The organism is Actinoplanes sp. NPDC026670 (assembly GCF_040638175.1).
Classification (GTDB): Bacteria; Actinomycetota; Actinomycetes; order Mycobacteriales; family Micromonosporaceae; genus Actinoplanes.
In genome coordinates, this window is sequence record NZ_JBEZXU010000039.1 from 24634 (window position 1) to 44940 (window position 20307).

Here is a 20307-nt window from a genome sequence, read left to right on the forward strand (position 1 = left end):
TGGTGTTCTCAACGGCGGCCGGTGGTTGACGTGGTGCCTTCGTCGCCTGCGGCAGCGGTTGGTGGTCTGAGTTTGTTGATCTTTATGGACTCGGTGATGGCTGGTGGTCTGACGTGCTGACTCTCGCGCTTCCCCGGCGGTTGATGGCCGTCCAGGCGATGGGCCGGCGTTCGGCCGCCGTCGCCGGTCGCAACATGGCCGCCCTCCGGACCGCCTACCTGCTCGTCATGGTCGGCGGCTTGCTGGAGCCGGTGCTCTACCTGTTCTCGATCGGTGTCGGCGTGGGCGCCCTGGTCGGCGAGATCCCGCTGCCGGGCGGCCGGGTGGTGGGCTACCCCGAGTTCGTCGCGCCGGCCATGCTCGCGTCGTCGGCGATGAGCGGGGCGCTCTCCGAGACCACCTTCAACTTCTTCGGCAAGATGAAATTCATGCGGCTGTACGAGGGGATGCTCGCCACCCCGGTCCGGCCGATCGAGATCGCGCTGGGGGAGCTGTCCTGGGCGATGTTCCGGGGCAGCCTCTACTCGGCAGCCTTCCTGGTGATCATGGTCGCGATGGACCTGACGACCCCGTTGCGTGCGCTCGTGGCGTTCCCGGCGAGCATCCTGATCGGGTTCGCCTTCGGGGCGCTCGGCATGACCATCTCCACCGTGATCCGCGGCTGGCAGGACTTCGACATGATCGGCGCCGGCATGTTCGTGCTGTTCCTGTTCTCCGGCACGTTCGTCCCGGCCACCGCCTATCCCGACGTGCTGCGCTGGATCGTCGAGATCACCCCGCTCTACCGTTCGGTCGACCTGATCCGCGGCATCAGCCTGGGCTCGGCCGGTCTGGTCCAGGTGCTCGACGTCCTCTACCTGCTGGCGCTGCTGGTCGGCGGCCTGTTCGTGGCGGGCCGCCGAATGGAGCGGTTGCTGTGCCGATGACCACCCACCGTTCCTCCTGTGGTCAGCCGTCTGCCCGGGTCTCTGTTCCTCCTTTGGTCAGCCGTCCGCCCAGGTCTCTGTTCCTCCTTCGGTCAGCCGTCTGCCCGGGTCTCTGTTCCGCCTGTGGTCGGCCGTCCGTCCGGGTCTCTGTTCCGCCTGTGGTCGGCCGTCCGTCCGGGTCTCCGTTCCCCCCGCGGTCAGCCACTCTCCCAGGCTCCGCGATCTGGATAGAAACCCAGTCCTGAGCGGTGAGAAGCTGCCGGTGACTGGGGCCATGACGCGAGGCTTGTCCGATCTCGCGGGGCGTGAGGGCGCGATGACGCCTGCTCGCAGCAGTTTTCCCCACCCCGGGCAGGCTCGAAGCGTCCCGGAAGGCCTGTGGATTTCCGGCACACCTGACGCTTCCGCAAGGCTTTCGCCGTACCCGGGGCCAACTCCGCTGCTGCGCGATGCTCTCCCGCCGAGCCTTCGGCTGTCGCACCGGTCGCGCAGGCGACTGGGCCACCGACTCGAGGCGGTAATGTCGTATTTGCGGATTATTTGTTCCCGGTCAGGCTTGTAGATCTTGCACGGTTCTCCTCGCTGGCGGCGATCTTGCATGGTTCTTCATGTCTGGGTGTGGTTTGTCGTGCAAGGTCTACTGCGCTGGGGAGACCTTGCAGCTTTCTTCCTGCTGGGAGGTGGAAAGGGCTGCAAGATCGGCGCGGACGTGGAAAGTCGTGCAAGATTCGCGGGCGGTGTCAGCGGTCAGGACGCGTTTCCGCTCGCGGGCGGCGAGCCGTAAGCGGCAAGCCGTTGCCGGTGCTGTCGTTGTGCCGGACCGGCATCGGCCTTGTCGGCTGGCACTGCGACGATCCGGCTTCCTGCCACCTGGAGCGGTAGCTGGGGTGGTCCGGCTTTCTGAGGCGTGGCGCGGTTGCTGGGGTGGTTCGACCTTCCTGAGGGCTTGGCGCTGTTGCTGCGTCGGTTGGGGGCCTCTTTCGGGCGGTGCTGTTCTTGTTTGGGTGACCGACACTGACCCGGACGGGACATCGCGGCTGGAAACGGGTTAGGAAAGTGGCCTTGCCGGGCAACAAAACCGCAGGTCGTCAGCACCTGTCGTGCGAACGGCCGAGTGCGCCGCCTGCCACGGTCCCACGGCGACCGGACTCGCTGCCGTGGTTCGCTCCGATGTTGTGGTTCGTGGCTGTGGCCTGGTCTGTCGCTTCTGCCCGGAGGAAACCCATGAGACTTCGACACAAGGCTGACGAGCAGCCCACGGGCGCGGCCGGCACCGATCGGGCCGCCGACGAGGCGCGCCGTCAGGGGGGAACCGACTACGACCTGGCCGCGGCGGCCACCGTGCGCACCGGCGAGGACCGGGACGTCGACCTCGGCGGTGCGAGCCCCGACGCCGGGCCGGACCGACCCGCCCAGCTGAAGGGCAAAGGTATCGCCGCCGCGATCAAGCGGACCTTCAAGCAGTTCTCCGAGGACAACATCTCCGACTGGGCGGCGGCGCTCACCTACTACGGCGTCCTGTCGATCTTCCCGGCCGCCGTGGTGCTGGTGTCGATGCTGGGCCTGCTCGGCACCGACGGGCAGAAGACGGTGACCGACGCGGTCAACGACCTCACCCCGAACGCCCAGCTGCGCAGCCTCGTCGACACGGTGCTCACCCAGGTGGGTGACTCCGGGGCGGCCGGGTTCGCCGCGATCATCGGTCTGGTCGTGGCGTTCTGGTCGGCGTCCGGCTACGTGGCCGCCTTCATGCGTGCCTCCAACGCCGTCTACGACGTGCCGGAGGGCCGTCCGATCTGGAAGACCCTGCCGATCCGGGTCGGGGTCACCGCCGTCATCGGCATCATGCTGATCGCCTCCGCCGCCATCGTGATCTTCACCGGCGAGCTGTCCCGGGTCGTCGGCGAACGGCTGGGCTTCGGCGGGGTGGCCGTCACGACCTGGAACATCGTCAAATGGCCGGTCCTGGTCGTTCTCGTCAGCCTGATGTTCGCCCTGCTCTACTGGGCCTCGCCGAACGCCAAGACCGGCGGCTTCCGCTGGATCACCCCGGGCGGGATCTTCGCGGTCGTGCTGTGGGTGGCGGCGTCCGGCGCGTTCGCGTTCTACCTGGCCAACTTCGCCAGCTACGACAAGACGTACGGCACGCTGGCCGGCGTGATCGCCTTCCTGGTCTGGCTGTGGATCTCCAACATGGCGATCCTGCTCGGCGCCGAACTCGACGCCGAACTCGAACGAGGCCGAGCCATCGCAGCCGGCCACCCGGCCGACGACGAGCCGTTCCTGGAACTGCGCGACACCCGCAAGATCAAGAAGGGCAGCGAGCACGGCCTGAGCCAGAACTGACCCAGCCCCACCTGCGGAGGCCCGGCACCCAGCCGGGCCTCCGCGTCGTCCTGCCGCGATCTTGTGAAGTTCGGCGGGACGGGGCGGAACTCCACAAGTCTTCCGGGGCGCTTCGCGCCTGCCCGGGGTGGGGGAAAACGGCTGCGGGCAGGCGTCATGGCGCCCTTACGCCCCGCGAGATCGGGCGAGCCTCGCGTCATGGCCACAGTCACCTGCAGCTTCGCAACGGGTCGGGTTTTGTCTTCTAGCCAGATCGGTGGGAGATTCCGGCCTCCGGCGTGGTGGTGATCTTGAGTGCGGAGGCGTCCGCATCTCGCCGGGCTGCCGGCTGGCGTGGGTGGAAGTCCGAGTGGGATGCGCGGGCCGGCGGTGCCGGGGTTGGCGGTCGGCGATTGGGGAGTGAGAGACGGCAGTTCGGGGGTGCGGATGCGCGGGGCGTGTTCACGTGCATCCGCGCTGTGGTGCAGTGGCACGGGGCGGACGCACGCGCAGCCGAACATTGCATGTCCGTTTAAGCGGGATCTGAATAACCGGGCTGTCCGAGTATGCCTGTCTGTGACCGTCCGCCGAACGCTACTCGCTGGTCACCCCCGGCGAACTAATTTGCGTGCTTCAATGAATGCGGCTGCTTTCGATCATGTTCGCGCTGGTCGGTGCGTCGCACGGGGAGTGTGCCGGTGATCCGGTGTGCGGCTCAGGCTCGTACCCGAGGGCAGGCATTCCACGGATGGAGGCGTCGATGGCAACCCGGCGGCACGAGATCAGCCGATCAGGAACGGACTCCGACATGGTCCATACTGGAGTCGTTAGCGCGTGCGAATGCACGTGCACCTGCACGGGTGAACTCGTCCGGGGAGGATTCTGATGCGGCTTCGACATCCCTCCGGCCGGATCGTGCACCTCAGTTGCGGCATCAGCCTAGACCACGCGGAGGACGTCTCCACCGCGATCGATCGGCTCGACGCGGCCAATGCGGCCCTGCGCGGGCACTTCGGCACCGGCGCCCTCAGCGTGGCGCTCCGGTTGCCGTACCGGCTGGCTGCCGCCCTCGCCGAAGACGGGCGCGCCCGCACCCGGCTGCGTGCCGAACTCGACGCCCGTGGGCTCGAGGTCGTCACGTTGAGCGGAGCGCCCGGTCCCGAGGGCGGCGCCGCCGACCCGACCGACTGGAGTGACCCGGCCCGCGTCCGGCACACCCTGGAGCTGGCTCGCATCCTCGTCGACCTGCTGCCGTTCGAAGAGGTCCGCGGGGCGATAGACACCTGCGGGCTGGGCCGGTCCGACGACTGGGACGAAGGGCACCGGAAAGCCGGCGCCCGGCACCTGTCCCGGCTGTCCGGCGGGCTCGCCGATCTCGCCTGGCGGGTCGGCCGTGCGGTCCGGGCCGGGTTCCAGCCCGGCCCCGGCAAGGTACTGGACAGCCCCGAGCAGACCGTCGCCGCGCTCAGCCGCATCGACAAGGACCGGCTCGGCATATGCCTCGACCTGGTCACCGTTCTTCGTGACTGGCCCGGCCCGGAAGCGGGCATCGACCGGATCACCGACGCCGGCCTCTCCGTCATCACCGCCCGGATCAGCGACCCGGCCGCCGCCTGGCAGCCCGTCCTGCGGCACCTGCTCGCCGCCGACACCGCGCGCACCGAGTATGTGGACGTCGACGTCACCGGCACCGACGAACAGCGGGGCACGGCTCTCGCGTACGTCCTGGATGAACTGACCACTCTCGGTCTGGTGCCCGAACAGCAACCCTGCACCGCGCCCTGATCAAGGCCGGACATGCCGCGGCGCCGCTCCCCGGCTGGGGGCGGCGCCGCGGGCAGCCGGCGTCAGTAGGTGGTGCCGGTGCTGGTGCTCTTGGGGGCGGCGGTCAGGGAATCGCTCGGGGCGAGCAGCTCGTCGGTGGTGTCGGTGCTCCGGCCGGTGGTTCCGGTCGTGTGGAGCTTCTCACCGAGCTTGGACGACTGGAGCTTGTCCTTGCCCTCGGTGTAGAGCTTGTTGGCCTGCGCCTGGGCGACGCCGGCGGCCTCCTGCACCGTCGGGTGCTCCCAGAGCTTCTGTGCGTTCGCCCGGATCTCTTCGTACTTCTCCCGGCCGGCCCGGCTGCCCAGGACGAAGCCCGCCGCGAGACCGGTGAGGAACATCAGCTTTCCGCGCATGGTGGCGGCTCCTTCCGTAGTTCGACGCGCATGCGTCTGCGGGGGTGCATACCCATCCTGCCGGGGCGATACTCCCCGCATCCTGATTTCTGCCGGCCTGTCCAGCCGCCGTGCGAACGGGGGTATCCCGTTCGCACGGCGGCTGGGCAGTCATGTAGTCTGTTGTCCGTCGCCAGGGAAACCGGGCGACAAGCAGGAAGAACTATCCCCGATAGCTCAATTGGCAGAGCAGCCGGCTGTTAACCGGCAGGTTATAGGTTCGAGTCCTATTCGGGGAGCCATCAACCAGGCCAGTCTGGCCTGGTTTTTGTGTTTCCAGGCCGTGTGGATCGCACGGCCTTTCACTATTCCCAGCTCACCACATCTTCGGCTGCCCTGCCTCACCCCCGGAGGATGAGGAAGCCTCGCCTTCGGAGGATGAGGGAGGCGAGCGCGGAAATCGTTCCGCGCTCGCCCTGTGGCTTACAGCCAGCCGCGCTGGGCGGCCTTCAAGCCGGCCTCGAAGCGGCTGCGGGCGTTGAGGCGTTCCATCAGGTCGGCCATGATCCGCCGGGCGGTTCGGTGCGAGACGCCGAGCCGGGTGGCGGCGGCCTCGTCGGTGAGCCCCTGGGCCAGGAGTTTCAGCAGTGCCCGCTCCTGTGGGGTGAGGCCCTGACGATCCGGGTCGGTGGCCGCGCCCAGCGGGGTCGCGATCTCCCAGACCTGCTCGAACAGGGCGATCATCGGCGCGAGGATGGCGGCGCCGGACACCAGGAGGGCGCCGCGGCGGGTGTCGCTCGGGTCGATCGGGATCAGTGCGGCCTTGCGGTCGACGACGACCATGCGGGGCGGCAGGATCGCGGAGGTACGGAACTCGGCGCCACTGTCGGTGAGGAAGCGGGCGTGCGTCATCGTGTCCGGGGAATTGCGGATGCTGTCCAGCCCGATGGTCCGCATCCGGACGTTGCGGGCGAGGATGTGCGCGTCGTTGCGGCGGGCGTGCTCCAGGGCGGCCGGCGACTGGGCACCACCCGACATGAAGGTCATCACCTCGTCGCGGGCCTCCTGGGCGAGCAGTTGCAGCTGGTCGCGGACCGCGTCCATGCCGAGCAGCTCGCTGGCCACCGGGCCGGACGCCCGTTCGGTCCGGCTCAGGTCGTCGATGAGGCGGGCGATCGCGGCCTGATTCTCGGCCACCTCCTGCTGCCGGCGGGCCAGGTCGGCCTGCTGGCGGGCCAGCGCCGATCGCAGGCCGATCTCGGGGGCCACGACGTGGATGCCCTGTGGCGCGTCCGCCGACTCGCGCAGGAGTGCCAGGTCGAAGAGTGCGTCCAGAGCGGTGCGGATCTGCTCCTCGGTGACGTCGAGATGCTCGACCAGTTCGGCGACTCCCCGGCCGGGCTCCTCCAGTAGCGAGCGGTAGACCGACTCCGTCGTAGTGGGCAATCCCAAGGCAGCCAGCACTAGATCTGCTCCCCCCGCAGAAAGACAGTTTGATCTTGGATCGCGATGGTTACACACGCGCGCACCAGTATCAATGAGTTCCGGGGCTCTGTGTTGCCCGTCGGTTGCTCAGCGTGCTTGGTGGCCGCAACCGACCATGGCCGTTTCCGGCCAGGCCCCATCTCTTCCGTAGGCGGTCCGTCATTGGCGAAGATATTTCCAGAACGCCAGCCGCCACCCGGGAAACGGCGAGCGATTCGAATCGAGCATTGATTTTCCGCTGCTATCTCGAACGGGGTCGTCTCATGTCTGCACGTATTCGTTACGCCGGTGTCGCTCTCTCTTTCCTCGTCGGTGTCCTGGCGTTCGCCGGACTTCTCGACGGTAACGGGAGCGTCGGCGCCCCGGCGGCGTCGGGACCGGCGGCCGTGCAGATCGCCGACGGCCCGTCCGGAAGCCTGATCTGGGACTGATGCCTGATGCGGCTGGCCATGGTTTCCATCCTTCCCGCCGGTGACCTCGTGCTTCCGGTCAGCGAGGCCGTTGTGCTGGATACGGTCTGGGCGGCCGTTCTCCCCGAAGATGCTGTCGAGCACCTGTCGGTGCGGGTCCTGCAGTGCGAGATCGTTGTCGGTGTCTTCGCCGTGACGATGGACGCGGAGTGGTTGCGGGCCGTCGCGCTGAACCTCGTGACGCGGGCCTGCCGGATGTCGCCGTTGCTGCGCGACGGAATCGTCGGCCGGCATCGGGACGTCGCGAATCTCAATCTTTAGAAACACCCTCTTTTCTGACTTCGACCGCCGGATACGGCTGTCTGAAAACAATGGAGCTTTTCATGCGGGCACGATTCTCTTCCAATGCATCGAAGAACATCGATCAAAACAAGGGTGGGGTGCGCCACAGGGGTGGCCGGCTGCTCGCCGGAGCGCTCGGCCTGCTGATGGCCACCGGCCTCGGCGCGGTGGTCGGCGCGACCGCCACGGCTGTCGCCACTCCGGTCGCGGCGTCCGCGGCTTCCTCGGTGGGCGGCCAGATCAGCCGCCAGGAGGTCATCGACCGTGCTGACTTCTGGGCGGACCTGGGGCAGCCCTACAGCCAGACCACCTGGTCCGACGATCCGCAGGGCAGGTCCTATCGCAACGACTGCTCCGGACTGGTGTCGATGGCCTGGCACATCGACCACAGCTTCACCACCGCCACCTTCCCGGGCAGCGGCCTGGCCACCAAGCTCGGCAGCATCAACGATCTGAAGCGCGGTGACGCCATCCACCGGACCGGGCACATGGAGTTGTTCGCGTACTGGAAGAACGAGCGTGATCACACGCAGGGCGCCTACGTGTACTCCTTCAACAAGGAGGGACAGCCCGTCCGGTCACCCAACGACGAGGGCCGCAAGGGCGAGATCGGCTTCAACAACTGGTCCGACATGCTGACGTACGACGCCTGGCGTTACAAGAACATCGTCGACAACGTCCGCCCGTTCGACAGCTTCACCGGTGACGCCGACGCCGACCTGGTGATCCACAACGGCACCGATGTCGGCGTGCGTAAGGGCACCGGTTCCGGTTTCTCGGATCTGGGTGTGGTGACGTCGGGCTGGGGCCGGTTCCACGGCATGCAGGTGACCAACGGGATGGGCCGGCTGTATTACGGCGACTTCAACGGTGACCACTACACCGACATGATCGTGCACTCCGGTACCGACGTGTCGGTGCGGCTGAACAGCAAGAACAACTCGTTCGGCAGTGGCACCGTGGTCAGTTCCGGGTGGGGCCGGTTCCACGGCATGGACGTGACCGACGGGCTCGGCCGGCTCTACTTCGCCGACTACAACGCCGACGGGTTCACCGACATGATCGTCCACCAGGGCACCGATGTGTCGGTTCGCTTGAACAACCAGGACGGCGCGTTCGGCAGCGGCAAGGTGGTCAGCTCGGGCTGGGGCCGCTTCCACGGCCTGAACGTCCCGAACGGCATGGGCCGGCTCTACTTCGCCGACTACAACGCCGATGGTTTCGACGACATGATCGTGCACTCCGGTACCGACGTCTCGGTGCGGCTCAACAACAACGGCAAGGGCTTCACCCCGGCCGGGACGGTCAGCTCGGGCTGGGGCCGGTTCCACGGCATGGACGTGACCGACGGTCTGGGCCGCCTCTACTTCGCCGACTACGACGGTGACGGCTACGACGACATGGTCGTCCACCAGGGCACCGACGTCTTCGTCCGGCTGAACAACACGGCCAGCGGGTTCGACGGTGGCCGCCTCGTCACCTCGGGCTGGGGCCGCTTCCACGGCATGCAGGTGACCAACGGCATGGGCCGCCTCTACTTCGCCTGATCCGGCCGCTCGCCCCTTCCCGACCGCAGTCGTCCGGGTCTGCTGGGCCACCCCCTCGCCCAGCAGACCCGGCCACCCCCCTTGGAGACGTCATGACCTTCGGCACCTCGATCAAGCGCGGCATCACCGCGGCCCTGGCCGGCGGACTCCTGGTCACCGGGATGTCCACGTCGGCGCAGGCCGCCGAGGAACCGGCCCAGGCCGCCGACTACGGAACCCTGGCCATCTCGAACGCCCCCTGCGACGCCGACGGCGCGACCGGCACCGACGCCGGCCTGGCCGACGCACTGAACGGCGTGCTCACCGACAAGCTCGACGGCTACATGACCGGCTACCGGGTGTCCTGTGCACGGGAGATCATCGAGGCGGTACGGGAACGGGGCCTGGCTCGCCGGGCGGCCGTCATCGCGGTCGACACCTCGATCGTCGAGACGGGACTGCAGAACCACGACGTCGAGGTCGACCACGACAGCCTCGGGCTCTTCCAGCAGCGTGCCTCCTGGGGAAGCGTCGCCAACCGGCTCGACCCGGCATGGGCGACCAACGCCTTCCTGAACAAGATGATCAAGGAGTATCCGAACGACGGGTGGCAGACCGCGCCGATCGGTGAGGTCGCCCAGACGGTCCAGGTGTCCGCCTACCCGGACCGCTACGCCGTCGAGGCCGCCGACGCCGCCCGGATCGTGGACGCCGTCTGGGACCACGCCGTCGACCGGCCGTTCGACAGCTTCACCGGTGACGCCAAGACCGACCTGGTGGTGCACACCGGCACCGATGTCGGCGTACGCAAGGGCACCGGTTCCGGTTTCTCGGATCTGGGTGTGGTGACCTCGGGCTGGGGCCGGTTCCACGGCATGCAGGTGACCAACGGGATGGGCCGGCTGTACTACGGCGACTTCAACGGTGACCACTACACCGACATGATCGTGCATTCCGGTACCGACGTGTCGGTGCGGCTGAACAGCAAGAACAACTCGTTCGGTAGTGGCACCGTGGTCAGTTCCGGGTGGGGCCGGTTCCACGGCATGGACGTGACCGACGGACTCGGCCGGCTCTACTTCGCCGACTACAACGGCGACGGGTTCACCGACATGATCGTTCACTCCGGCACCGAGATCTCGGTTCGGCTCAACACCCGTAACGGCGGGTTCGACGGCGGCCGGGTCGTGACCAGCGGCTGGGGGCGGTTCCACGGGATGAACGTGACCGACGGGATGGGCCGGCTCTACTTCGCCGACTACGACGGTGACGGTTTCGACGACATGATCGTGCACTCCGGCACCGAGGTATCGGTGCGTCTCAACACCGGCAGCGGGTTCGACGGCGGCCGCGTGGTGACGACCGGCTGGGGGCGGTTCCACGGGATGAACGTGACCGACGGGCTCGGGCGACTGTACTTCGCCGACTACGACGGTGACGGTTTCGACGACATGATCGTGCACCAGGGCAGCGACGTGTCGGTGCGTCTCAACACCCGCGGCGGAGGCTTCGACGGCGGGCGGGTGGTGACGACCGGCTGGGGTCGCTACCACGGACTGAACGTGACGAACGGGCTCGGGCGGCTCTACCTGGCCTGATCCCGCATCGGGTGCCCCGATCGGCTGCGGCCGGTGGGGGCTTCGGCATGAGGGTCGCCGAGCGCGCAACGGTGATCCTTCTGGATCGGGTTCGGGTGGGCGTACTCCCGATGGGGTTTGATCCTCCGGCCTTCGGCCGCATGTCGCTTTTGCCTTCTCCGTGGCAGTTGCCCGGGTACGCTGAGTATCGCGTTGATTGCAGCCAGTGAGGTGGACATGTCGCAGCCGGTAGAGGTGGACGTCGTCATCATCGGCGGCGGGCTCGCCGGGCTGTCCGCTGCCCGCCGGCTGGATCGCGCCGGCGTCGAATGGCTGCTGGTGGAAGGGTCGGACCGGCTCGGCGGGCGAGTCGCCACCGATGTGATCGACGGCTGGCGGATGGACCGCGGATTCCAGACGATCAACACCGCCTATCCGCGGCTGCCCGCGCTCGTCGACGTCGATGCGCTCGACATGCGCTACTTCACGTCCGGGGTGCTCGTGCGGCGCGGCGGTGAGCTGCACCGCCTGGAGAACCCGCTGCGTGAACCGCTGATGACCCCGCAGACCCTGATCTCCGGCATCGGCACCCTCACCGACCGGCTCAAATTCGCCGCGCTCGCCACCCGTTGCGCGACCATGCCGGTCAACCGGATCTTCGACATGCCGGAGACCACCACGCAGGAGATGCTGCGCGCCGCCGGGCTCTCCCACCGGATCATCGAGGAGGCGCTCCGGCCGTTCTTCTCCGGCGTCTTCGCGGAACGGGCCCTCGACACCTCCAGCCACGTCGCCGCGATGGTGCTGCGGTCGTTCACCCGTGGCCGGATCGGGGTGCCCGCCGCCGGCATGGCCGCGCTGCCCGCCGCGATCGCCGGGCCGCTGCCGTTCCCGCAGCTCCTGATCGGCGCCCGGGCCCTCGCCATCGGGCCCGGCATGGTCGTCACCGAGGGCGGCGAGATCCGCTGCCGGGCCGTGATCGTCGCCACCGACCCGATCGGCGCCGCCGCCCTGCTGCCCGACCGGCTGGCCCGGCCCGACGTGCACAGCCTCACCACGTTCTACTTCGGCGCCCCGCGCGCGCCCGTCGACGAGCCGATCCTGCTGCTCGACGGCGACCGGCGGGAGATCATCGCCAACACCGTGGTGATGAGCAACGCCGCACCCGAGTACGCGCCGAGCGGCCGCAGCCTGATCGCCGCCACGGTCGTCGGTGTCTCGGCGCCCTCCGGCGCCTCGGAAACCGTCATCCGGGTCGAACTGTCGAGGATGTACGGGGCGCCGACCGACGACTGGGAACTGCTCAGCGTGGTCACGGTCCCGCAGGCGCTCCCCGCGGCCCGCCCGCCCCAGACCCGGCTCCGCAAGCCGGTCCACCTGGGCGACGGCCTCTTCGTCGCCGGCGACCACCGGGACAGCCCGTCGATTCAGGGTGCGATGGCCGGCGGCTGGCGCACCGCAGGAGCAGTCCTGGCGTCACTCGGCGCCCGGGTCGGGGTTTAATGCCCGTTTTCAGGGAGTTTCAATGAGTGACATCAACCCGGAGAACTACGCTGAGTTCACCACCCAGGATGGTCCTGAATGTCCCAGTTGCTGTGACGAGGAGACGCCCCGGGTGGAGGATCTCCAGCCACCGGACATGGTCGAAGATCCCCGGCGACAGATCGTTCTTCTGCCGAAATCCCTGGTGCGGTGATAGATCGCTAGGCTCGGGGGCAGGGCACGGGATAGGATCGCCGCCGGTACGGGGCGGTAGCTCAGTGGGTTAGAGCAGTCGACTCATAATCGATCGGTCACGGGTTCGAGTCCCGTCCGCCCCACCAGGTTTGGCATTGCGCGAACCGGATCCGGTTCGTTGCCGTCGCCGGGGGACGTAGCGGGTGTCGCCGCGTCCACCGGGACGGCCTCGTCGCGGGGCAGCCGGAACACCGGGATGATCTCGTCGCCGATGATGCGGATCTCGGCGATCAGTTCCTCGATAATGGCTTTGCGCTCGGGTGAGTCGCCGTTGGCGATCACGTGTTCGAGGCGGGCTCGGGTCTTCGCGAGGGTGCTGGGCGACGGTGCGACGGGTTCGTCGCTGATCAGGTCGGTGATCTCGTCGCGGCGGACCTTGAGGGCTTCGATCTCGGTACGGAGCTCGCGCAGGCGCGGGCCGGTGTCTTCCTCGTCCATGGTGCCGTTCTCGAACGCTGTCCGGTATTTGTCGCGTGCGGTGGTCTTGGCGGTGATGGCGGCTTCGATGGCGTCGAGTTCGGCGTGCCGGTCGGCGTTGGTGTCGTGGTGGTGGGCTCGTGCCTGGCTGATCGCGGTGGCGATGAGTGTGTCGGCGTCACGGTAGAAGTCGTGCAGGGCCTGGAGGACGGCTTCGTCCATGGCGGGGGCGTCCAGGCGGGGACTGGTGCAGCCGTGGGCGCCGTATCGGCTTCGGGAGTAGCAGGTGTAGTAGTGGTAGCTGCGGGTGCGGCCTTTCGCTGAGGTGCCGATGTACTTGTTCTTGCAGCGTGGGCAGGTGATCAGGCCGGTGAGGCGGTAGTCGGATCCGTTCATGGCTCGCTGGTTGTGGGCGTCGGAGCGGGTGTCGGCGATCTCGCGGATGTGGTCCCAGGTGGGGCGGTCGATGAGCGCGGGGTGGGCGTCGGGGACGTGGGTGTCGCCGTAGACGATGTCGCCGGTGTAGGCGGGGTTCTCCAGGAGTCGGCCGATCGTCATGCCGGACCATTTCTTGCCGGTGCGGTTGGTGATGCCGCGTCGGTTGAGTTCGTCGGCTATGGCGCGGGTGCCGAGGCGTTTCTTGACGTACATGCGGACGATTTCGGAGAGGATCGCCGCTTCGTGTTCATGTGGGGTGAGTTTCTGGGTTGCTCGGTCGATGAGGTAGCCGTAGGGGCGGTTGCCGCCGGGCCATTTTCCTTTGGCGGCTTTGGCGTTCATCCCGTTGATGACGCGGTCGATGATGGTTTCTCGTTCGAATTCGGCGAAGACGCCGAGGAGTTGGACGAGCATGCGGCCGATGGAGGTGGAGGTGTCGAACGGCTCGGTGGCGGAGGTGAACGCGACTCCGGCGTCTTCGAGTTGACCCAGCAGGTCCAGCAGGTCGGACAGGCGGCGGGAGAACCGGTCGACGCGGTAGACGAGCAGTACGTCATAGCGGCCGGCTGCGGCGGCGCGTAGGGCGCGTTGCAGGCCGGGGCGTTCGGTGGTGGCTCCGGACGCGTCGTCGGTGAAGGGTTCTCCGGCGATGGTCCATCCGGGCTGGGAGTTGACGTACGAGGTGAGAGCGGCGAGCTGGGCGTCGATGGAGAACGGCTGGTGCTCGTCGTCGGTGGAGCGGCGCAGGTAGAGAGCGACGCGGCGCGTGCCGGTGGGGGTGTCGCCGAAGCCGGTGCGTGGGCGGCGGCGTCGGGAGCGGGCGGTGGTGGCTGCCACGGGCGTTTCCTTCCGAGGGGTGGTGGGACGCGGGGTGGCGCTTGTCGCGCCACCCCGCCTCGTCCTGCGTCATGCGGTCAGGTCGTCGGGGTGTTCGCGTTCATAGCGGGCGATGAGCACGGCGAGCGCTTCCACCGCCCTGGCGTATTGGGCGGCGGTCATGGGGACCGTTTCGATGTGGTGGATTCGGATGTCGGTTATGGCGGCCTGTTTCCGACCCGATGCGGTCCGTGATTTTCTGGCTTTTCTGTATCCCGGACCGGTTTCGGCTGGCGTATTTCGATGATACCCGATTTCTGTTGTTGAATGGTCGGGGTCGCGCGGCATATGCCTCCATGAGAGATGCGCATGATTGAGTGTTTTGCGTGACGAATCATGTGCTCGGGTTCCTTTCTTAAATGCGGCTTCTGTAATTGCATCTTGGTCGGCCAAGGCTTCTTTGGCGCGAGCCGTGGCCGGCACCATCGACGGGTGCCGGCCACGGTGAGAGCGTGCGAGTGCTACTGAGGTTGTGGTGCCGTCCGGTCGTCGGTGACGAAGACGTCGAGCAGTGCGACGGCGTGGCGTAGCCGGGCTTGGGCCTCGCGGTTGCTGGTGGAGTACTGCAGGTCGGCGTGGAGTTGGTCGACGACGCCGATGACTGGAGCCGTGCGGATGGCGGCTTGCGGTGTGCCGCGCAGCCAGGTGGTGGCGAGTTGCCGGGAGGCGGCCGCGGCGGCGAGGTTCTCCGCCGAGACCACGTAGTCCCGGCGGCCGGTGTCCGGGTGGTGTCGATTGGTCGGTCCGGGCGGTTCCGTGGTGAAGATGCGCAGCCACCGGACGGCGCGGCGTAGGGCGTGGTGGGCTTGCTGGTCGCTGGTGTGGTCGTCGCGCAGGATGTCGAGCAGTTCGGCGACCATGGCGATCACCGGGGCGGTCTGGACCGCCTTGACCGGATGCGCCAGCAGGGTCGCGGTGAACCACTGCACGTCGTCGGGGTGGCGGATCGGTTCCGGTTCGCCGAGCAGTTCGGCAAGGTTCCGTGTCGCTTGCACATCGTCTCCGTGGTTGTTGCTGGTCGTGGTGAGTTCGGGTTCGTGGGCGTTCATCAGCTGTGCTCCGTGGTGTCGTCGTATGGGAGTTCGGCCAGGCGTAGCCGGGCACCGTGGTGGCCGTGCAGCCACCACACGTTCTCGGCGGGCGACTGACCGGTGGCGGTGACGTGGTCGCCGGCGGCGGTGGCCACCAGGTCAGGCACGTCGGTGTCGGTGAGAAGGTGGTGGAGGTTGAGTTCGCGACGGGCGGAGGGCAGCCAGAACAGCACCGGCCACCGCCAGCGGGTCATGTCCGCGAGCCGGACATAGTTGATGATCTTGTTGGCGAGGATGGTCAGGCTCTCGGTGCCGAGATCCATCTCGAGCAGGAACGGCACCTGCCGGTCGTGTTCGGCCCAGACGCCGTGGGCGTCCGGCCGGGGCAGATTCTTGAGGAGCATCAGGCTCGGGTCGTCGCCGGTACGGAAGAAAGCTCCTCTCTCCTGGAGTGCGGAGGCGGACCGCCATTGGATGAGGCGGCTGCCGGGGTGGGTGCGTTCGTGGGCGGCCAGGTCGACGAAGAACTGGTTGGTGGCCAGCAGGTGCGGCAGGTTGGCCCGGGAGGTCAGGTGCTGGCGGCGCTGCCGGGCCTGGTCGCGGCGGGGCAGGGGGTCGCGGCGTTGGGCGGCGACGATTTCGGTGCCGAGTTGGTCGAGCAGGTAGTGGTACGGATAGGAGCCGCCCTCCCAGCGTTGCGGCCGGAACCGAGCCACGACGCCTAGGGCGAGGAGCTTGAGCAGCCGCCGCTGACAGAACGTCAGCGAGCCGAACAAGGCGGTGTTGATCTGGTCGGTGGTCAGGACGCCGTGGTCGTAGAGCCAGCCGAGTAGCCGCAGATCGCGGCCGGTGAGAGCGGATTGCGCCCGTAGTAGGCGCTGTTCATTACTGGTAGGGATAGGCATCACCCCCAGGGGAGACCCCAGATGAGGGTCTGTCGCAGCACACGACGGTCACCGCCGGATAGCGGCTGACCTGGGCTGACAGGTGGACGATGGGGTCGGTGTGGGTGTCGGTGTCAAGACCGACCCCCACACCGTCACCGGGACGCACCCCGGCACCGACACCCCGACTCCAGCGAGCCGGTCGGTCTGAGCCGAAAGCCGTGCTGCTTCCGTTCCGAGGACGGGATTTGTCGGCTGGTTGAGCTGGTGGCGCTGTGATCGGCGGTCCGGGCGTGCTGTCGCAGTTGGGTGCCGGTTGGGTTCCGAGCGAGGTGGACAGCGATGGTGACGGATCCTTGGTCGCGGGCGTGACAGGTTCTGACAGATCGACCGCGGGCACTGGGCCTGGACTTCGGCAGGAGCACGGAGGTATCTTCCGCGGCCCTGCTAACGGGCGGTTCATGGACACTCCTTCTCGTAGATAGGACGGCAGACGGCTCGCCGCAGCACTGCCGACAGCCGTCATCACGACGGCGAGCCGGTGACAGCGGCAGTCTGCAGGTCGGCTTCCCCCGTCGCCGGGGGTGCGTCGCCGTCTCCGGTTGGTGCGTCGGGGCGGGCGGGTTGGTCGCGGATCAGCTTGACCAGTGCGGACGCCCGCGCGTTCGACATCGCGTGACCCTGTCGGCGTAGTACCTCGACCAGGGCTTCGCGTGACAGTGGGCGACCCTCGCGGGCCAGGTCGTCCGCGGCTTTGCGGGCGACGGGAAGTAGGTCGCGGATCTCGTCGTCGACAGTCGCCGGTGGCGGACCGTCGTCCGCACCGGTTGTGGGCTGTTGCGGACGTCCGGGACCGTCCGGGACGGCCGCCGAGGCCGGAACCGTGGCGGCCGGGCCTGATCCGGCGCGGCCGAGGGCGATCTTCACCATGGCCAGGAACCCGACCGCGGGTAGCGCAGCCGCGAGCCAGCCGATGACCGACGGCTCGGCCTCCACGACCTGCGCGCCTAGCGACAGCACCACCGCGACGACCAGCACCACGGCCGGGAACCACAGGTGAGCGCCGAGGCGTTTGCGGCGCCGCAGTTCCAGGCCGCCGGCCACGGACATCAGTTCCAGCACCACGGCGTCGGCCCACGCCAGCCACCCTGGCTGGCCGTGCGCCTCGGCGACGTCGTGCACGTGCGTGAACGAGGCCGCCGCCGCGGCCGCCCCGATCGCCAGCATGATGATGACCTGGACGACACCCTCGACCCGGGCGGCACGGTCCGCCCGCTCCGGGAATGGCGCACGGGGTTCGTTCACCGGCGGCCCCGCGCGGGTGGTGATGCCCGGCCGTGCCGGGCGGTGCGAGAGATTCCGTTCGCGGTGACAGACCGTGACAGAACGCGAACGTGTGCGGATCGGCGCTGGTGACAGATCCGGCGCGTATCCTGCTCTCCCCAAACAGCGTGACAGTGATCGATAATCATGGCTTCACTCTCCACAGAAGACGACGAACCTGCCCCGCGGCAGCGGAACAGGGGATGAACGAAGCAGCCGCCGCAGCCCGGTGAGGACAGCGACGGCGGCACGCAAGCAAGAGAGCGCGGGCTTGCTACAGGAGAAAGGGGCGGCTCGACGCCGTTCTGGACACCAGGGCGACAAGATTTTTCGAGCGATCACACCGGCGACGGGGGTTGGTGGTGCAGCCGAACCGATCGACACCACTTGCACGCAGCGCTGAGCTGGGCCTACGCGATCTCACTCCGCTCGTGCTGCCGGGCAACCGGGACGGCGTAGAAGCTCGGTACGGTCCGCTGTTCGACTGGTTCGAGGACCGCTTCGCGATGCTCAACTGGACCATCCCGGCCGATCATCTCGCTCCCGGTCTGCCGCCCAAGGACATGCGGCCCCGCATGCTCCTGCGGTTCCTGCTCGAAGACGCCGACTATCCCCAGCGGGACAAGATCTGGGCCGCTGTCATCACCGGCGCCCGCCGGCCCGGGGCTGCCGAGCCATACCGGCTTCTTGCGATCAGCCTCGCCGCCCGCGGCCTGCGCCGCTCCCGCAAGCGCGTCATCCTGGTCCACCGTGACGACACCGACGACATTGACCACGACCTCATCCATGGCTTCCTGAAACGGATGGCGACCATCGACGTCCGCGCGACGAACCTCGGCATGAAGCTGATCGAGAGCGGCGTCACCTACGCCAAGGGCCAACAGGCCCGGCCGTCCAAACGGGCCCGGAATCCCCGAAAACGCCGGCCGCCCGCAGCCATAGCCGAACCTGTGGCCGACGGCACGCCCGACGAGGACCTCATCGGCCTCTTCCACGAATTTCTAGCTGCGCTCGCCGCCGATGGACGGCCGCTGGCCGAGCGGGACGTCAAGCTGCTCACCATCACCGGCTTCGACCACGTCAGCGTGAAGGACGCCGCCGACCAGTTGGACATGAGCCTGGAAACCGCCTACAAGCAACGCCAGCGCGCCAAGGCCCGTTTCGTGAATTACCTGGCCGCCCGCGACCGGGAACCCGACGAGAAACCTGCCGATGGAGTTCGCGAGAAGTCGGTCACCGGTCCCGGTGCCACGGCATCTGCGGAGGCGGAGGCACCACCGACTCGTCGAACGGCTCCGAACCCTGCCCCACCGCGATCAACTCGCCGATCAGGATCGACAGTTCCTGATGCCAGCTCGGATCACGATCTATCCGCAGCACCCCACGAATCCGATCCGTCAGTACCAGCACCGGACCACCCGAACGACCGGCCAGACTGAAATCCGGCCCATGAACCAGCACCACCACACCCGCGAGACCGGCTTGCACCGTCACCTCCGGCGGAAACGGCCTTGAGCGCGCGATGTCCCACAGCACCACCACGAGATCCGCCAGCGGGGCCTCGTCCTCGACGAACGCCACGTACGACGACGCCGCACCCCGCGACCGCATCGGCCACACCGATGCCGAGAGGTCGCGCAACTCGGACGCCAGCGCTTCCGCGTTCTCCCGGCGCGCGAGGGCCGCCGCGGGCGGACCACTCTCGCCGCTGCCGGGTTGATCGGATGGTCTTGTCACAGATGCCAGCCTGCCAGCATCTTCAGATAGTCGATAGCTGGACTTTCATCGATGACCAGAAGTTCGAGGTCGAGCCTTGTGACCGCGGGAACCTCCCACACAGGATCCGGCGACTCGACGGTGGAACCCGGCTCGGCGGGAGCCACGGGGAAGTTCCCGCCGAGCCGGGTGCTCTTGTCGGCCGTCAGATGTAGTCGGGTTCGAGTTCGCTTCGGGCGGTGTCGAGCAGTTCGGCGGCGAACGCCTGGCTATCGACCTTGCCGATCCAGTCGACGAGGGTGCTCCGGGCCTGATCGATCTGTGCGGCGAGCGCGTCTTCGCCGACGAAGTCCGCCGGCGCGATCACGCGTCGCAGCGAGGTCGACTCGATGGCGGCCTTGGCCAGCTTCTCGCCGATCCAGAAGCCGGTGCGTTCGCGGATCACGAAGGTCAGGTGGACGCTGTCCTCGGTCTGGTCGAGGGCGTGCGGGTTGTGGACCCAGCCGCGCGGGAGCACGAGGACCTGTCCCGGTTTGAGCTCGATCTCCAGGTCGGGGCCATCGGCCTTGAGCTGCTCGACCAGTTCGCCGAGCGGCTGAGTATTAGATGCCTTGTAGCCGCGATGCGGTTCGTCGACGACCGGCCGCCAGATCTGCCAGGTCTTGCAGCCTGCGGCTTGGTAGACGATGCCGATGTTCTGGTCCCAGTGGTAGTCGAGGCCCTGGGCACCGGCGGGAGTGACGAACGCGGTGACGTAGCAGCCGTAGCCGGTCTCTTGCTGGATGGCTCGGCACATGGCGTGCAGCGGCGGGTACCAGCGGTCCAGGTTGCGGATCTGGAAGCTGTAGCCGCGCTCGCGCCACATCGCGATCCGTGCGGGGTCGAGCTTGCTGGCGGTCGCGTACGCGCGCGGGTGCCGGGCGGCGCCATCCTTGACGACGTTGATCTCGTCGGCGGGCGCGCAGCCGGTGTCGAGGTAGGTGTTGAGCAGTTTCGCGTTGACGATGGCCGGCAGGTGACTGCCGTCGGGCAGGTCGTGAACTGCGGGCTCGGTCGGCCAAGTCGTCATCATGTCCTGGTACGTCGCTTGATCGAACAGCATCCTGAGGGACACATCGTCCTCCGCGGGGTGGAAGTG

Annotated in this window: 19 protein-coding genes and 2 tRNA genes; 12 read left to right on the top strand and 9 right to left on the bottom strand. The window is 67.8% G+C overall.

Annotated elements, in window-relative coordinates; genetic code table 11:
- Window positions 1–113: 113 nt before the first annotated feature.
- The 3 genes from AB0E94_RS32235 (at window position 114) to AB0E94_RS32245 (ending at window position 5036) form a co-directional block, all read left to right on the top strand.
- Window positions 114–926: an ABC transporter permease gene (locus AB0E94_RS32235; RefSeq protein WP_360334037.1), complete on the top strand. Its 813-nt coding sequence runs from the start codon at window positions 114–116 to the stop codon at window positions 924–926.
- 1224 nt (window positions 927–2150) lie between these two features.
- Window positions 2151–3272 (top strand): YihY/virulence factor BrkB family protein, encoded by a 1122-nt coding sequence (locus AB0E94_RS32240; RefSeq protein ID WP_360334040.1) that lies wholly within the window; start codon window positions 2151–2153, stop codon window positions 3270–3272.
- A gap of 864 nt (window positions 3273–4136) precedes the next feature.
- Complete coding sequence (locus AB0E94_RS32245; RefSeq protein ID WP_360334043.1) at window positions 4137–5036, top strand: hypothetical protein; 900 nt, start codon at window positions 4137–4139, stop codon at window positions 5034–5036.
- Between the two features lie 62 nt (window positions 5037–5098).
- Here the strand turns inward: AB0E94_RS32245 and AB0E94_RS32250 are convergent, their stop codons facing one another.
- Complete coding sequence (locus tag AB0E94_RS32250) at window positions 5099–5428, bottom strand: hypothetical protein (RefSeq protein ID WP_360334046.1); 330 nt, start codon at window positions 5426–5428, stop codon at window positions 5099–5101.
- Between the two features lie 205 nt (window positions 5429–5633).
- Here AB0E94_RS32250 and AB0E94_RS32255 point away from each other — a divergent pair.
- A tRNA-Asn gene (locus AB0E94_RS32255) sits at window positions 5634–5709 on the top strand.
- 181 nt (window positions 5710–5890) lie between these two features.
- Here AB0E94_RS32255 and AB0E94_RS32260 read toward each other — a convergent pair.
- Entirely contained in the window at window positions 5891–6853 is a 963-nt protein-coding gene (locus AB0E94_RS32260) for a helix-turn-helix transcriptional regulator (protein WP_360334049.1), read from the bottom strand.
- Between the two features lie 302 nt (window positions 6854–7155).
- Between AB0E94_RS32260 and AB0E94_RS32265 the strand changes: the two genes are divergently transcribed.
- The 7 genes from AB0E94_RS32265 (at window position 7156) to AB0E94_RS32295 (ending at window position 12570) form a co-directional block, all read left to right on the top strand.
- A complete protein-coding gene (locus tag AB0E94_RS32265; RefSeq protein WP_360334052.1) occupies window positions 7156–7323 on the top strand; it encodes a hypothetical protein in 168 nt (55 codons plus the stop codon).
- Between the two features lie 6 nt (window positions 7324–7329).
- Window positions 7330–7623 (top strand): hypothetical protein, encoded by a 294-nt coding sequence (locus AB0E94_RS32270; RefSeq protein WP_360334055.1) that lies wholly within the window; start codon window positions 7330–7332, stop codon window positions 7621–7623.
- Between the two features lie 119 nt (window positions 7624–7742).
- Window positions 7743–9191, top strand: coding sequence for a VCBS repeat-containing protein (locus AB0E94_RS32275; RefSeq protein ID WP_360334057.1), 1449 nt, complete (start codon window positions 7743–7745; stop codon window positions 9189–9191).
- A gap of 92 nt (window positions 9192–9283) precedes the next feature.
- On the top strand, window positions 9284–10768 hold the full coding sequence (locus tag AB0E94_RS32280; protein WP_360334060.1) for a VCBS repeat-containing protein: 1485 nt from the start codon (window positions 9284–9286) through the stop codon (window positions 10766–10768).
- 216 nt (window positions 10769–10984) lie between these two features.
- On the top strand, window positions 10985–12250 hold the full coding sequence (locus AB0E94_RS32285; RefSeq protein ID WP_360334063.1) for an NAD(P)/FAD-dependent oxidoreductase: 1266 nt from the start codon (window positions 10985–10987) through the stop codon (window positions 12248–12250).
- A 22-nt stretch (window positions 12251–12272) separates the two neighbouring features.
- Entirely contained in the window at window positions 12273–12443 is a 171-nt protein-coding gene (locus tag AB0E94_RS32290) for a hypothetical protein (RefSeq protein ID WP_360334066.1), read from the top strand.
- Window positions 12444–12493: 50 nt separating this feature from the next.
- A tRNA-Ile gene (locus tag AB0E94_RS32295) sits at window positions 12494–12570 on the top strand.
- On the opposite strand, the gene AB0E94_RS32300 is transcribed toward AB0E94_RS32295, so the two are convergent.
- The 5 genes from AB0E94_RS32300 to AB0E94_RS32320 form a co-directional block, all read right to left on the bottom strand.
- The gene (locus AB0E94_RS32300) at window positions 12527–14176 is read right to left on the bottom strand and encodes a recombinase family protein (RefSeq protein WP_360334208.1); all 1650 of its coding nucleotides are present in this window, start codon (window positions 14174–14176) and stop codon (window positions 12527–12529) included. The genes AB0E94_RS32295 and AB0E94_RS32300 overlap by 44 nt on opposite strands.
- Window positions 14177–14245: 69 nt before the next feature.
- On the bottom strand, window positions 14246–14641 hold the full coding sequence (locus AB0E94_RS32305) for a hypothetical protein (protein ID WP_360334069.1): 396 nt from the start codon (window positions 14639–14641) through the stop codon (window positions 14246–14248).
- Between the two features lie 35 nt (window positions 14642–14676).
- On the bottom strand, window positions 14677–15264 hold the full coding sequence (locus AB0E94_RS32310; RefSeq protein WP_360334072.1) for a hypothetical protein: 588 nt from the start codon (window positions 15262–15264) through the stop codon (window positions 14677–14679).
- Window positions 15264–16151 (bottom strand): replication-relaxation family protein, encoded by an 888-nt coding sequence (locus AB0E94_RS32315; RefSeq protein WP_360334075.1) that lies wholly within the window; start codon window positions 16149–16151, stop codon window positions 15264–15266. Before AB0E94_RS32315 ends, AB0E94_RS32310 begins: the two co-directional genes overlap by 1 nt.
- Window positions 16152–16655: 504 nt before the next feature.
- Window positions 16656–17435, bottom strand: a complete 780-nt coding sequence (locus tag AB0E94_RS32320) for a DUF2637 domain-containing protein (RefSeq protein WP_360334078.1) — start codon at window positions 17433–17435, stop codon at window positions 16656–16658.
- 449 nt (window positions 17436–17884) lie between these two features.
- Here AB0E94_RS32320 and AB0E94_RS32325 point away from each other — a divergent pair, with 449 nt between their 5' ends.
- A complete protein-coding gene (locus AB0E94_RS32325; protein WP_360334081.1) occupies window positions 17885–18892 on the top strand; it encodes a hypothetical protein in 1008 nt (335 codons plus the stop codon).
- Window positions 18893–19186: 294 nt separating this feature from the next.
- Here the strand turns inward: AB0E94_RS32325 and AB0E94_RS32330 are convergent, their stop codons facing one another.
- Both AB0E94_RS32330 and AB0E94_RS32335 read right to left on the bottom strand, forming a co-directional pair.
- Window positions 19187–19336, bottom strand: a complete 150-nt coding sequence (locus AB0E94_RS32330; RefSeq protein ID WP_360334083.1) for a hypothetical protein — start codon at window positions 19334–19336, stop codon at window positions 19187–19189.
- Between the two features lie 38 nt (window positions 19337–19374).
- The gene (locus AB0E94_RS32335) at window positions 19375–20238 is read right to left on the bottom strand and encodes a cupin domain-containing protein (RefSeq protein WP_360334086.1); all 864 of its coding nucleotides are present in this window, start codon (window positions 20236–20238) and stop codon (window positions 19375–19377) included.
- Between the last annotated feature and the right edge of the window lie 69 nt (window positions 20239–20307).